This window comes from Brucella tritici (assembly GCF_008932295.1).
GTDB lineage: Bacteria > Pseudomonadota > Alphaproteobacteria > Rhizobiales > Rhizobiaceae > Brucella > Brucella tritici.
Map to the genome: position 1 here is coordinate 26,256 of NZ_WBWA01000035.1, position 13,773 is coordinate 40,028.

Here is a 13,773-nt window from a genome sequence, read left to right on the forward strand (position 1 = left end):
CCTATCCCTTTCCGCCGGCAGTAGAACCGCGATAGAAGAATGAACGCACCCCGAGGAGCGCGCCGACCACGAGCAATTGCACTGCCGCCATAATCATGGCGATGGATGACGCCATGGAGTCATCGTATTGCTCGAAGGCGGCCTGGGCTGCGGCAATCGAAATCACACGCGTCGGCCCCGAGGGTGCCCCCAACAGGACGGCGGACGGAAACACGGCAAAGGCCTGCACGAAGGTAAGGCAGGCTGCAACGACGAGCCCCGGCACAAGTAGGGGCAGCATGACATGGCGGAAACGCTGCCAGCTATTGGCGCCATGGGTGGCGGCGGCGCGTTCCAGTGCGGGATCGATACCGGTTATATAGGAAAGCGTCAGCAGAAAGGTGAATGGAAACACCGTGATGACCAGCGACGCAAAGACGCCCCAGTAATTATTGGTGAGCTTCAATGGGCTGTCGATCAGGCCGATCGTGATTAACGTGCGGCTGAACCAGCCCTGCGGCCCGAGATAGTTCAAAAGCCCTTCGGCAATAAGAACCGTTCCCAGAGTGACTGGCAGAACCAGGATTGTCGTCAGAAGACGTTGCCGCGGCATCAGCCGGACACGCATGGCAATCGGAACGGCAAACAGGACACTGATAAGCGTCACCGGAATAGCCAGCCAGAGCGTCGCACCTATGGTTTTATAGAGATAGGGATCGGAGAAGAACTTGCGGTAATTGGCCAACGCCCCGTCGCCATCAAGCGGATTGAACGACAGAACCAATCCATAAAGAAACGGATAAATGAAGACGCCTACCACAAAGAGAAGCGCAGGCAGGATTAGAAGTGTGACGCCGTCGAAGCCACGATTAGCGAGCCGTTGCCGCAAGCCTGGCTTGAGCGGGGTATCTGCATAAGTCTCAGCCGCCATCGTTCAGCCCTCCGCCGGAAAAATCAGCGCATGACCAGCATCAATGCCGAGTACGATACGGCTGCCCGGCTCCACCCCCTGCGGCCCGTGAAAGATCAGCTCCATCCCGGTTTCAGTACTGGCCGTGCCAACATATTCGCGCCCTCGATATTCGATGGTTTCGACCGTTGCATCCAAATCATTGCGATGGCCCGAACCAGACACGACATCATCGCCGCGTGCCATCAGCACGGCATCATCACCCGCCTCAAGCCCATCCATCGCACGGCCAACGAGTTCACTTCCCGCGATAGAAATGATCGCCTGCCCGTTCTCGACGCGCACGACTTTGCCCGGCAAGGCGTTGCGGAAACCCATGAAGGCTGCGACATCACGATAGCGCGGCTCTTCATAAAGCTCATGCGGCTTGCCGACTTGGCGGATTTCACCATCACGCAACACGACAATACGATCCGCCAAAGACAAGGCCTCGTCCTGATCATGGGTCACATAGATCGTCGTCGAACCAAGCTGGTTATGGATGCGGCGGATTTCGGCCCGCATTTCAAGGCGTAGCTTCGCATCGAGATTAGAAAGTGGCTCGTCCATCAAGACCACCGGTGGCTCGATGACAATGGCGCGGGCAATCGCCACGCGCTGCTGCTGGCCGCCGGAAAGCTGTCCGGGCAGCTTTTCTTCCTGTCCTTGCAGGCGCACCAAAGCCAATGCGGCGCGTGCACGCTTTTCGATCTCGCTTTTTGCCAGACCGCGCATCTTGAGGCCGAACCCGACATTCTGCAGAACATTCATATGTGGAAACAGGGCATAGTTCTGGAACACCATACCGAAACCGCGGTCTTCCGGTTTCTGCTGATCGACGCGACGGTTGTCGATATAAATACCGCCGCCCGTCGTGCCTAGAAGTCCGGCGATGCAATTGAGAGCCGTCGACTTGCCACAACCCGACGGTCCGAGAAGTGCGATGAACTCGCCTTTCCTGATTGTGAGGTTGATTTCCCTCAGCGCATTGAAAGTTCCAAATGATCGGCTCATCCGGTCTAGCCGGAGTTCTTGAAAGGACATTGACGCAAGCACCATGATTTAGAATTGGCGACTATCAGCGGCCGATGGCGCGCCCTTCATGGCCCGCCACCCAGCTTTCGGTCAATCAGCCAGCCGCGACGTCTTCGTCCCAACGGCGGAATGCGGCCACCAGAGCTTCCGGCTCAAGTGGCAACTCGATTGGATTGTTGGCAATCCAGTCGGCATATTCCGGACGGCCGAACTCCGCGATGATGTTCTGGCTTTCCTTCGGCGCCATTTCGATGGTGACGTCCTTCACTGCAGGACCCGGATAGAAATAGCCGGCATCGTAGGAATAGGCCTGTTGGTCGGGCTTGAGTGAGAACTTGATGAACTCCATCAGCACCGCGATTTTTTCCTCTGACACGCCTTTGGGAATGGCGAAATAATGTGCATCGCAAACCCAGTGGAAGCCCTCCAGCTTGCTGACGCCCATCTCCTTCGGCACAACGCCGAGCGCACGCGGATTGATATCCCAGCCGGTGGTCGTCACCGTCATGTCGCGCGTGCCTTCGCCGAGCTCTTTCATCAGAGCGCCAGTGCCAGCGGGATAATATTCGATATTCTTGTGCAGTTCCTTCAGATAGGCCCAGGTCTTGTCCCATCCCTTGACCGGATCTTTCGGATCGCTGTCGCCAAGCAGGTAAGGCAGACCCATCAGGAATGTGCGACCCGGACCAGAATTTGCCGGTCGGGCATAGATGAACTTGTTTGGATTTTCCTTTGTCCAGGCCAGAAGCTCTTCGGCCGTCTTTGGCGGCGTCTTGACCTTCTCAGGGTGATATTCGAGCAATGGACCGGATGGATAATAGGACACCACAACGCCCTTGCCCTTCGACATTTCCTGCATGCGCCATGCCGGTTCGAGATAGATATCTTGAAGCTTCGGCAAGCCATTATCCGGCAGCGCAATAATGTCGCTCCATATATCATCGGCAAGTCCGGCGGAAAGCGCGTCCGGCCCGACGATCACCATGTCGATGTCGATCCGGTTGGCGCGCTGTTGCGCCTTGATCTTGCCCGGCAGTTCGGGTGCTGGTGCCTTGTTGAACGTGAAGCGCGAAACGAGCGCTTTTTGTTCAGAAGCAAAATTGTCGAAAATCGGCTGTGTCAGCGCGAGATTGCCAGCCGCGTCAATGACATTCAGTGCGACGGGCGATGATGGCAGCTTTGCCGATTGTGCCCAAGCAGCACCCTTGGGCAGCAAAAGTCCTGCGCCGGTTGCAAATCCAGCCCCCGCCATGAATGTGCGGCGTGAAATTCCTTTGGTCATGTTCTCCTCCACCTTTTTTACTTGTCCCGCACACACCGCTTCCTCCTGTCGGTACGTGCCGGCCTTCTAATTTTCAGACAATTGCATCGGTCTCCCAACCCGCAACGACCTTTTCGAGTGCCTTGCGGTCAGCCGCTTCAAGTTTCGGCAGGCCCGGTAGCCGGACATCGCCGACGGCAAAACCCTGAATTTGCAGTGCTTCCTTGACCACTGTGACGTTTGCACCATTGCGGTACTTGGTCCGCATGTTTTCAAAATCGGCAATGCTTTCAACAACGGCACGAGCACGGGCGTAATCGCCAGCTTCCAGCGCATTCCAAACAGCCATTGAGCGTTCCGGTGCCACATTGACGAGACCGGATGTAAAGCCACGTCCGCCCAATGCGTAAAACGGTAATGCCCAGCTTTCGGCCAGGCCACAAATCCAGGTCGCATCGGTTCCCTTGGTTGCGCGGCAGCATTCAAAGAACAACATCGTATTTTGCGATGCGAATTTCACACCCGCAACTTTCGGATGGGTTGCAAGCCGCACCATCTCATCCAACGGGATCAGATCGGAGCGGATATATGCAACGATCGGAAGGTCGGTGGCTTCTGCAATTTTGATAAAGTAATCGACCTGTGCATGAGGGGCAGCGAAGGGATCAAGTGGATGATGGATCATCACGCCATCCGCACCCTCAGCCTGCGCGGCTTTTAATACCTTGATTGCATCGCGGACCGAGCGTCCGGCTGCGGCCGTTACCGCAGCTTTGCCATCAACCGCTTTGACGGCGATTGCCTGCAGGCGGATCACTTCATCCACAGTCATGCTGTAGAACTCGCCGGTATTGCCGCCGGTGACGATGTTGTGCACGCCAGCTTTTGCGATACGTGCAACAATTTCGGTGGTTAGTGCGGCATCAATCTCGCCATCTGTGTTATAGGCAGTCGCATGCACGCCCGAGATGCCTCTCAGCACCCCGCGGTATTCCGCTAAATTCATATTACCCTCCCAGGTACTGGTCAGAAGACCAGTTCGATATGTGTATCCCCCGCTTTCACGATATGCTCCCGCATCAATCGCTCGGCTAAATCCCCATTTCTAGCCGTGATAGCCTGCATAATCGCTTCATGTTCGCCGAATGACTGCCGGCGCACATCTTCGCGAGAAAGCACCGTCACCCGTGCTGCATGGTCATACATCCGCTGCGCATTTTGCAGCCGCCGCAGATATTCGCATCCTGATGCCTCGTGAATGGCATCATGAAATTTCTCATTGAGCTCGATCAGCGCATCCACATCGCCCGTTTCGACGGCCGCCCGCATTTCCTCAATGACTGCGCGAAGAAAGGCAAAAGCTTCTTCATCGCCATGTTTTGCAGCCTGTCGCGCGATAATGCTTTCAAGCGCTGCACGCGCCAGCGTCATCTCTTCGGCCTGTCGCGCATTGAACGAAACAAATGTACCGCGCCGTGCTTCCGTGCGCACAAGCCCCTCACCTTCAAGCTGGCGCAGCGCTTCTTTTAGAGGGCTGGTGCTGATACCGAGGTCAGCTGCCAATTGTCGCTCATTCAATCTGTCGCCAGACTTCAACCGACCCGAGATAATCGCCTCCCGCAGATCGTCATGCACATGATCTCTGAGGCTCTTCACCTTGATGGGTGAGAATGGGGAAACACTATCACGCAAAGGCGCACCTGCTTTTCATCCGTATCTACCCCATGATCCTGAAGCAGGAAATCTGATGTGTCAATATCTGATGTATCATATATTGACGGAACTAATTTCAATCTTCATCTGTGACTTAACTATTAATGCAGCATGGGGTGGGCCACTTTCACGGCGCGTCAGGATCTGAAAGCACCCCCGTCAAAATGGTCCGATGTTGATTTTTACTTCTCCGTGAAAATCAACATCCTTGTAATGGTAGGCCCATCGTTAGCTGGTTTAAATGGCTGTGACTGAGGGGGTACAATATTACGGTTGTTTGCGCATAGTTATGCGCATATATTCCGGGCAACGAGGAACGTTTCTAATGCCACAATCGCAACCTACCCGCACATTCAAACGCGCGGCCAATCTTTCAATCGATAGTGAGCTTCTTTCGGAAGCACGCCGCCATAATATTAATATTTCGCGCGCAGCCGAAATTGGTATTGCACAGGCGTTGGCTGCTGCCAAATCAGCACTTTGGAAAAAAGATAACCGTGCAGCGATGCAAAGCTCAAATGCTTACATCGAAGCAAATGGCTTACCTCTCGACCATTATCGTCGGTTCTAATGGCGAGATATGACGTTTATTCCAATCCGGGTGGTGGCTATGTGCTCGACGTGCAGGCCGATCTACTGGATGAGCTTAAAACACGTATTGTCATCCCTCTCATTATCAAAACGCTGGCCCCCATCCCCGCCAAACGGCTTAATCCCAGCTTTGATATTGAAGGAGAGGAGTACGTCCTAGTCACACAGTTCATGGCCGCAATACCAGTATCAGTCTTGAAGACGCCAGTTACAAACCTTTCTGCATCGCATGACGAGATTGTGGCTGCGCTTGATATGGTATTTCATGGGTTCTGAACTCTACGGCTCGATTATTCCGTCTGTGCGACCACATCCCGGACTGATTGCCAGTCAAAACAGCGAGCAGAGGAAACCTCTCCGTCCCATTCAAATTCGTTACAGGTCACATACGGCAGGCTGTAACGTCGAGGTAATCTTCATGTAGCGGACGTCGCAGAACGCTTTCGCGGACATCATGGATTGTAAAGCATCTCCGCTATTTCACGAACACCAACAGGGGCGCGCCGAAATATTGCGCCCCTGACGATAAAACTCTGCCTAGATACTCGACCGTTACTGGGTCATCGCATCGACAGTTTTTACAAGTTCGGGAAGCCCATCGTCGGGAGTAAGATCACCCCGCATAACTTTGGCGATAACATCGCGTGCTGCCCGCCAGATGCGAACCGATGAACCCGTCGGATAACCTTCCCATGGTCGCGCCTGTTCTATCTCTGATGCCACCGTTTTGAAACGCGGCTCCTTTTCGTAGAATGGAGCAAGATAGTCAGCACCGTTAGCCAGCTTGTTTGTCGGCAGATAACCCGTTGTTTCCACCACAATAGTCTGCCCTTTCGGGCCGGTAGCGAATTTCAGATATTCCCATGCAGCTTTCTGCACGGCTTCATCTTGCGAAAGAATGATCCCGGCTGCGCCACCAGTGGGAAAGCCACCATTCTCCTTGTCATCGAGCGGCACTGCCATCGTGTTCAGTTTAAAGCGATCTCCAACCAGACCGATGATCTGTGCGAGACGTGCCGGAGTGTCTACAAAATAGGCCGTCTGGCCCGCGGCGAACTGCTGGCGCGCTTGTTCGAATTCCAGCAAGGTCTCGCCACCATCGGTCACCATACGGCGAAGAATTTTCAGGGCTGCCAGACCCTTCTCATTGTTGAAACCGACCTTTCCTGTTTCAGGATCAACGAGTTGTGTCCCTTCCTGACGCAAAATGGTCTGCCAGAGCCAGTCATCGGGCCAGTCGTAGATTGTATAACCGATACCCGCCATTTTCGGGTCCGCGTCATGGATTTTTTTGGCGCGCGCCAGCAAATCGTCCCAACTGGATGGTACTTCCTTTGGGTCCAGACCAGCTTTCTCTACTGCGTTTTCGTTCACATAAATAATGGGAAGCGACGCATTGAAGGCCATTCCGTATTTGACGCCGTCAACGATGCCCAAGTTAAGCATCGACTGCGAATAATTCTCCGTTTTCCAGCTTTCCGGTTCAGCGTCCAGAAACGGTTTTAGGTCGGTAATCTGTTTGCGCTTGGACAATGTGCGCGCAAGTTCCGGCAGCAGATGGTAGCCTGGGAAATAGATGTCGGGCAACTGATTGGTCACGGCGAGCCGCTGCATCAGAAGGTGTCCTTCATCGTAATCCTTCGCTGGAGCCCGGAATTTTATTTTTATGTCTGGATGCTCTTTCATGAAGGCCTGTGCGATCGGATCGTGAAACTTCGCGAAGCCCGGTTGAGCATAGAGCACGTCCAGCGTTACGTCGGCGGCCAGCGCTGTTCCCGTCATCTGCATTGTCAAAACACTGGCAGCGATGAGTTTTGCTATGTGTTTCATTGGTTCCTCCCTGGATAAAACTCTTCTATTTATTGAGGTTTTTATTTAACGCCGGTCATGGTGATGCCCTGAATGAAGCGTTTGCGAGCAACCAGGAAACAGATCACCAAAGGCGCAGTCAGCATGGTTGCTGCAGCCGTCAGTGCGCCGTAATTCGAACCGGTTTCGGCATCTGCAAAGAGCAGCATTCCAAGCGGTGGCGGTGCGAGCTGGTTGTCGGAAATCACGATGAGCGGCCAATAAAGATCGTTCCAATGCGCTACGATCGAAAAGACCGAGAATGCTGCGATGGCGGGCATGGCGCTTGGCGTGACAATGCGCCAGATGATTTCCAGCTCTCCCATGCCATCCAGACGCGCGGCATTAATGATGTCATCGGGAAAACTCCTGAAGAATTGCCGGAACAGGAAGATCGCGAAGGCCGACAGGAAAAACGGCAGCATCATCGAGAAATAGGTATTCAACTGACCGACCCAGGCCAGAGCTATGTAAAGTGGAAGCGCCGGCACCTGTATGGGTATGGCCAAAGCGAGCAGGATCAGAACGAAGAATACGTTGCGACCAGTGAATTCCAGCTTGGCCAGTGCATAGGCGCAGGGAATGGCCACAATTAGCTGCACCAGAAGTATCCCGGCACAAACAATGACGCCATTCAAGGCAAAGCGAAGCAGAGGTGCGCTTTCCAGTGCAAAGCTGTAATTTTCGACGCCATAAAACTGCGTTGGCCATAATCGCAACTGCGCACTGAAGATCTCGTTCGGCGGCTTGATTGATGTCACAAGCATCCAGACGAACGGCATGAGAATGAAGATTGCACCGAGGACCAGGATTCCGTGGACCGTCAGAAACATCAGACCCTTTTTCAATCTCGTCGAATTTCGGGCTGGCGGGTTGCCGATTGCAGCGGTTTCGTTGTGTTGCGCTATCAATAGTGGACCCTCCTATCGATGAAAAAAGTCTGGATACCGGAGAAAATCAGAATAAATGTCAGGAAGACCAGCGTCAGGGCAGCGGCGTAGGCAGTCGAGAAATACTGGAAACCTTCCAGATAAATCGCATAGAGGATCACATTGGTGGAATCCTGCGGACCGCCTCGCGTTATAGCAACCACAGTATCAAACACCTTGAAGGCGGTGATCGACGTCGTGATGAGGACGAACATAGTCGTCGGTCCGAGCATGGGCCAGGTTACGGTTAGAAACCTGTCGATCACGCCCGCTGCGCCGTCAATATCTGCGGCTTCATAGAGATCTTTGGGGATCGAAGAGAGCCCCGCCAGAAACAACACCATATTGAAACCGACGAGCTGCCAGATGCCGATGACCGCTAGCGTCGGCAGCGCATAAGAGGGATCGCTGAGAAAGTTCACCGGTTCGACGCCCAGCGCAACGATAACTGCGTTGATAGGGCCGAGAGTAGGGTGGAGTAGAAATTTCCAAACCGACGCCATGGCGATAAGGGTCGCGGTGACTGGCAGGAAGAATATCACCTCATAGATCGCCCGACTCTGTTTTCTGCCATGAATGAGGAGTGCAAACAAAAGGCCGAGACCGACCGAACCAGGAACGACGATGGCTACGTAGATGAAGGTATTGAAAAGCGACCGTCGAAACGCATCGTCCTGCAAGGCGCTCGAAAAGTTCTTGAGACCGACAAAATTCAACGCGAGGTCACCCAGTTGATAGTCGGTGAGGCTCAAAACGACCAGCATGATCAGAGGCACGATATGTAACAGCAGGAGCAGAAGCAGTGCTGGCCCTGCAAGTCCGAGCCCTGTCAGTTTCTCGATGAAAACTCGTCTCCCGTTCCCGAAGGTAACGGCATTCTCAGACGATAGAGCCATGTTTCGGCCTCCCCGCCTCATCGCCCGATAAAAGCACAGGTGTTTTTTCCACCCGACGTCCATCGGGACCGAAAATATGACAAAGAGCGGGATCGAAGGTGAGCCGCACGACATCCCCTTCATGGATAGTGTTATGAGACGAAGCCGCCCGTACGATAAAGCTGTTCGCGTCAGTGCCGGTCAGGTCGAAATGGTAAAGGAATTCGGCCCCAAGATTCTCCATCCGGCGCAAGCGCGCGTCGATGATCGACCGGTATGCGGATGTCCGCTCGTTCGTAAGCAAACTGAGCGCCTCTGGCCTGATACCCAGAGTCACATTCTGGCCCTGCGCCAAATCGACAGCGATACCGAGGGATCTGCCCTGTATCTCCACGCGACCGCCTTGTCCGACGGTGGCAGCCATCGTGTTTATTGTCGGGCTTCCAATAAAACGGGCCACTTCCAGATTGGCGGGCCGCTCGTAAAGCTCAGACGGTGTTCCAAGCTGTTGTACCTTGCCGCCATCCATCATCGCGACACGATCCGACATGGTCATGGCCTCGGTCTGATCATGGGTGACATAAATGAAAGTCGCCCGCATCCGCCTATGCAGTTCCGTCAGTTCGGTACGCATATGGACGCGCAGTTTTGCGTCCAAATTGGACAGCGGTTCATCCATCAGGAAGGCGCGCGGCTGACGAACCATTGCTCTGCCGAGGGCAACACGCTGTCGTTGCCCGCCCGAAAGCTGAGCGGGTTTTCGCCCAAGAAGAGCTTCTATTTTCAATTGCGCGGCGACGGATTCCACCTGTTCGCCGATCCCATACATCAGCTTTTTACGCCGCGGTGACAGATATTTCAGAAGTGGAATTCGCTCGAAGAGACTCAGTTTTTCAACTGTTAGCGGAACGGCGATATTGTCGAAAACAGTCATATGTGGATAGAGCGCATAACTCTGAAAAACCATGGACACTTTGCGTTCGTGGGGACGCAAATGGTTCACAGGCGAACCATCCACGCAAATCGTGCCGGAGGTTTGCCTTTCCAGACCGGCAATAATGCGCACCAAGGTTGATTTCCCACAGCCGGAAGGGCCGACGAGTGTAAGAAACTCCCCGTCACGGATCGAAATATTGATGTCATCCAACACCCGAAGAGTGCCGAACGATTTGCTTATGTTTTGAATATCAACCTGGGACAAAAGCTCTCCTCCAGCATTCGTCGTCCGCCAATTTATCGCGGGGGGTAAACTTCGTGCACGACGTCGTCGATCCACATCATCGTCAATTCCGGCAGATGCACGCGTTCGAATGTAAAACCCGCATCCGAGAAATCATAACGCACCGCGCCAAGCTGCTTTTCACCGCCCAGCGGCGGCTGCATGTCGGGACCGACTGCGAACGCAGCCGACGGGCACCAGACGAACTGAACCCCGTCGAGAACAAAATCGTGCGAAAGATGAAGATGGCCACTGGCAATGAGATCAACACCGAAACGCTTGACCAGATCCTGCAGTCGGCCACGTGGTTCGCGCTTGACCGACCAATAACCATTATCGACGTCATCCCAACTATTTATGAACAACGGCTGATGACAAAACCATGCGATGTGGCGGCCATTCGCATTATCCATCTGTTGTTCCAGCCAGTGAAACTGCTCTTCTTCGGCTGAGAGACCAGAACTAAGGATCATGGAATCAAAACCGATCAGACGCCAGCTTCCCTCGTCTTTCATCCAAAAATCCTTGCCAAACTGGCGGTTCCAGCGCTCCAGACGATGATTGTCAGTCGGCTGATGCACGCTTTTCGGTTCACCAACATCGTGATTTCCCGGAACGACAAGCATCGGAGCCGGCAGATCCGCCATGATCTCGTGACAGAATACAAAATCATCATCGACATCCGCACCATCCACGCTGATGTCGCCGGAATGAATGATGAGATCCGGATTCTGACTGACAAGCCAGTCTCGCAAGGGTTGCCAGTTGCCCACGAAATGCGCCTTCCGGCGGCCAAGATGGGTATCTGAAATCTGTATGACGCGGGCCATTTTTTCGTTCCCCGGATTGTAAACTGATTAGATCAATTCACCGCATCGAATAAAAGCTTACAGTTGTTGGTGCAATCTTGCAAATGTAACACGGCGTTCAAGCCACCCTGTTTGCTTCACCGAGCAAATTATTGGCCGCAGATATCGCGACCGGCAATTCTGCTGCACCATGGGCGATGAACGATGCCCCACTGGCCATCAGAAGGGATGCGCGATCAGGCCTCGGATCTGCCGGATCGACAAATCCTATTGCCACAGCTCCTGCCGCTACAGCGGCTACTATTCCATGCGGACTGTCATCGATCATCGCGCAATGCTCCGGCCTGACCTGAAATTTCTCCGCGCAAAGCAGAACAAGGTCTGCAGCGGGCTTGGGGCTGGCCACCATTTGAGCGCTGAACACAGCCGGATAAAAATGCTCCCAGAGATCGAGCCTTCCCAAGCTTTTCTGCAAACGGTCGAGAGAACTGTTAGAGGCCACACATTTGGGGCGATTGATACTCGCAACCACCGCATCCATGCCCGGCATCGACCTAAGTGAACGGCCGAATTCCCGGTAGAGGTTTTCGTGCCAGGCTTCAAAACGCGCATCAACGTCCGTCAAACCAAACTCTTCTTCGCATATCTTGCGAATTGCCGGTTCCGAATTGCCAGTGAACCTGACATGTGCCTCCCGCGCGTCTATAAATATTCCGGCTTCCTGCAGCATTTCGGCAAGCGTCCGGCTGGCGAGGGGTTCACTATCGATCAGCACGCCGTCACAATCGAAAATGACCAGCGCAATATTTTCGAGCTCGTTCGTCAAGCACAAGCTGTTCATCGCGATCACCAAATTGCACCAAAATTGAGTCGCCAGGAGAAACCTCGAAGCGGCTTCGTCGTCTGGTTTGCTCGTGGCATAGCCTTCTTCTCCCATTTGGGCTTCGTTTGTTGCCTTCAATCTAGAAGGGCGTTCATACAAATGTCAATATTAATTTACAATTGTAAATTCCTGTGCGATATGAGCTGGAAGGGAAGAAGGGCACGCTATGCAGCCGATCATGCAAATATCTTTTCGAACAAGGAAAGCGCTGCTAATCAGGGATGGTCAAACGTCTTCAAACTAGGACGCCGAACAGCGAATTTGCATGACGGGAAAATGAGGTTCAGACAATGAACGGGAAACCGACGCAAAATTCTTCAGCCGTTCACGCTGACGAACGAATGCAGATGCGTGTGGTCTGGCAGTACTTCATGGAAGGCCGCACTCAGGGAGAAATAGCCCAGGCACTTTCCACTAATCGATTGCGCATCAACAAGATCATTGCCGAAGCGCGCCGGTCGGGGCTGGTGACGATCACGCTGAACTCCCGACTGGCTTCGTGCGTCGAACTTGAACAGCAGCTTATAGCCGACTTTTCTTTGCATCATGCGAGCATCGTACCCACGCCCGAGAACGCCGATCTCGTGCCGGTTCTGATTGGGCAGGCAACGGCCGATTATCTCGTCACTCAATTGAACACCACCGGAGTATCGGGAATCGGTGTTGGCTGGGGCGCTACATTGCGTGAGATGGTGCGCCATATTCCCGTGATGAAGCGCTCTGACGTCTTCGTGAATTCAGTGCTTGGCGGGTTAACGCACGGGATCGAAATCAATACATTCGATATTGCGAGCGATCTTGCACGCCAGCTCAATGCCCAGTGCGCCTATCTCGCAGCACCGATCTATGCCGGCAGTCCTCAGTCGCGGGACGCGATCGTGAGCCAGGATGTTTTCGAGGATGCCTTCGAGCAGATTCGAAAAAACGATATTATCATCGTCAGTATCGGAGACATGACCACGCGTTCCCTGTTGGTACGCTACGGATTGCCGAGCGATGTCAAGCTGGCGGAGTTGATCGCAGCAGGTGCTTGCGGCGATATCATGGCGCAATTTATCGACAAGAACGGATCGCCGATCAATCACCCGATCAATCAGCGTGCTATAGCGCCTTCCTTCGATACATTGAAAAACGTGCCAACCGTCGTGTTCGCGTCGGGTGGTCTCAACAAGACAGAAGCAATTGCCGCAGCGTTGTTATCAGGCATGGGAAATGTCCTTATATCTGATGAAGAGACCGCAAGGCTTGCCCGCCAGATCGCTCTTGAAAGAAGGTATTCGGCTTAAGAGCTACTCAGAAAGAATCCGACTTATGGCTGCCTTATAACAAGCATCACCCGATACGAACACGATTCCTTTCGTGGGAGATGCATTCCCTTATTATGCTTGACACCCCCAATCTTACTGGAATTAATTTCTGTTAATATCGACAGCAAAAACTGTAATCAGGCGATATAAAAGCTCACTATGATTGCCAGTCAGGAGCCGCGATGTTCGAATTGGAGCATTTGCCCGTCAGCTAGTGCTTACCCGGCAATCGCGCGTATCATCTTTTAATCAAAATCGCGCGTAGATCATTAACATTCGTGCCGGTAGGCCCCGGTACGAACAGATCGTTGATGGCGTCGAATGCCGTCCATGCATCATTGGCATTGAGCCGCGCCGCGCCATCCTCGCCCGCTT

The 13,773-nt window shown here is 53.6% G+C and carries 15 protein-coding genes; 3 read left to right on the forward strand and 12 right to left on the reverse strand.

Annotation, left to right across the window (positions count from 1 at the left end; all coding sequences use genetic code 11):
• Nucleotide 1: 1 nt before the first annotated feature.
• The 5 genes from F9K91_RS23220 to F9K91_RS23240 all read right to left on the reverse strand — a co-directional run bounded on the left by F9K91_RS23220 (nucleotide 2) and on the right by F9K91_RS23240 (nucleotide 4,859).
• Nucleotides 2–910, reverse strand: coding sequence for an ABC transporter permease (locus tag F9K91_RS23220; protein ID WP_151678849.1), 909 nt, complete (start codon nucleotides 908–910; stop codon nucleotides 2–4).
• Between the two features lie 3 nt (nucleotides 911–913).
• The gene (locus F9K91_RS23225) at nucleotides 914–1,987 is read right to left on the reverse strand and encodes an ABC transporter ATP-binding protein (RefSeq protein WP_192799311.1); all 1,074 of its coding nucleotides are present in this window, start codon (nucleotides 1,985–1,987) and stop codon (nucleotides 914–916) included.
• A 70-nt stretch (nucleotides 1,988–2,057) separates the two neighbouring features.
• On the reverse strand, nucleotides 2,058–3,215 hold the full coding sequence (locus F9K91_RS23230; protein WP_235913408.1) for an extracellular solute-binding protein: 1,158 nt from the start codon (nucleotides 3,213–3,215) through the stop codon (nucleotides 2,058–2,060).
• 103 nt (nucleotides 3,216–3,318) lie between these two features.
• Complete coding sequence (locus tag F9K91_RS23235) at nucleotides 3,319–4,230, reverse strand: dihydrodipicolinate synthase family protein (protein WP_151557534.1); 912 nt, start codon at nucleotides 4,228–4,230, stop codon at nucleotides 3,319–3,321.
• A gap of 20 nt (nucleotides 4,231–4,250) precedes the next feature.
• Complete coding sequence (locus F9K91_RS23240; RefSeq protein WP_064322256.1) at nucleotides 4,251–4,859, reverse strand: GntR family transcriptional regulator; 609 nt, start codon at nucleotides 4,857–4,859, stop codon at nucleotides 4,251–4,253.
• A 403-nt stretch (nucleotides 4,860–5,262) separates the two neighbouring features.
• Between F9K91_RS23240 and F9K91_RS23245 the strand changes: the two genes are divergently transcribed.
• Together F9K91_RS23245 and F9K91_RS23250 are read left to right on the forward strand one after the other, a co-directional pair.
• On the forward strand, nucleotides 5,263–5,508 hold the full coding sequence (locus tag F9K91_RS23245) for a type II toxin-antitoxin system CcdA family antitoxin (protein ID WP_151678851.1): 246 nt from the start codon (nucleotides 5,263–5,265) through the stop codon (nucleotides 5,506–5,508).
• Nucleotides 5,508–5,804, forward strand: coding sequence for a CcdB family protein (locus F9K91_RS23250; protein ID WP_151678852.1), 297 nt, complete (start codon nucleotides 5,508–5,510; stop codon nucleotides 5,802–5,804). Before F9K91_RS23245 ends, F9K91_RS23250 begins: the two co-directional genes overlap by 1 nt.
• A 276-nt stretch (nucleotides 5,805–6,080) precedes the next feature.
• On the opposite strand, the gene F9K91_RS23255 is transcribed toward F9K91_RS23250, so the two are convergent.
• The 6 genes from F9K91_RS23255 to F9K91_RS23280 form a co-directional block, all read right to left on the reverse strand.
• Nucleotides 6,081–7,358, reverse strand: a complete 1,278-nt coding sequence (locus tag F9K91_RS23255; protein ID WP_151678853.1) for an ABC transporter substrate-binding protein — start codon at nucleotides 7,356–7,358, stop codon at nucleotides 6,081–6,083.
• Between the two features lie 41 nt (nucleotides 7,359–7,399).
• Nucleotides 7,400–8,209 (reverse strand): carbohydrate ABC transporter permease, encoded by an 810-nt coding sequence (locus F9K91_RS23260; RefSeq protein ID WP_167522267.1) that lies wholly within the window; start codon nucleotides 8,207–8,209, stop codon nucleotides 7,400–7,402.
• Nucleotides 8,210–8,283: 74 nt separating this feature from the next.
• Nucleotides 8,284–9,201: a carbohydrate ABC transporter permease gene (locus F9K91_RS23265; RefSeq protein WP_151678855.1), complete on the reverse strand. Its 918-nt coding sequence runs from the start codon at nucleotides 9,199–9,201 to the stop codon at nucleotides 8,284–8,286.
• Nucleotides 9,185–10,381: an ABC transporter ATP-binding protein gene (locus F9K91_RS23270; protein WP_151678856.1), complete on the reverse strand. Its 1,197-nt coding sequence runs from the start codon at nucleotides 10,379–10,381 to the stop codon at nucleotides 9,185–9,187. Before F9K91_RS23270 ends, F9K91_RS23265 begins: the two co-directional genes overlap by 17 nt.
• A 32-nt stretch (nucleotides 10,382–10,413) precedes the next feature.
• On the reverse strand, nucleotides 10,414–11,229 hold the full coding sequence (locus tag F9K91_RS23275; RefSeq protein ID WP_151678857.1) for a metallophosphoesterase family protein: 816 nt from the start codon (nucleotides 11,227–11,229) through the stop codon (nucleotides 10,414–10,416).
• A gap of 97 nt (nucleotides 11,230–11,326) precedes the next feature.
• Nucleotides 11,327–12,049 (reverse strand): HAD family hydrolase, encoded by a 723-nt coding sequence (locus tag F9K91_RS23280; RefSeq protein ID WP_151678858.1) that lies wholly within the window; start codon nucleotides 12,047–12,049, stop codon nucleotides 11,327–11,329.
• Between the two features lie 332 nt (nucleotides 12,050–12,381).
• Between F9K91_RS23280 and F9K91_RS23285 the strand changes: the two genes are divergently transcribed.
• Nucleotides 12,382–13,377 carry a sugar-binding transcriptional regulator gene (locus F9K91_RS23285; protein WP_151678859.1) on the forward strand — a complete coding sequence of 332 codons (996 nt, stop codon included), beginning with the start codon at nucleotides 12,382–12,384 and terminating at the stop codon, nucleotides 13,375–13,377.
• Nucleotides 13,378–13,636: 259 nt separating this feature from the next.
• Here F9K91_RS23285 and F9K91_RS23290 read toward each other — a convergent pair.
• A partial coding sequence (locus tag F9K91_RS23290) for an MOFRL family protein (RefSeq protein ID WP_328593084.1) occupies nucleotides 13,637–13,773 on the reverse strand: 137 nt, incomplete at its 5' end.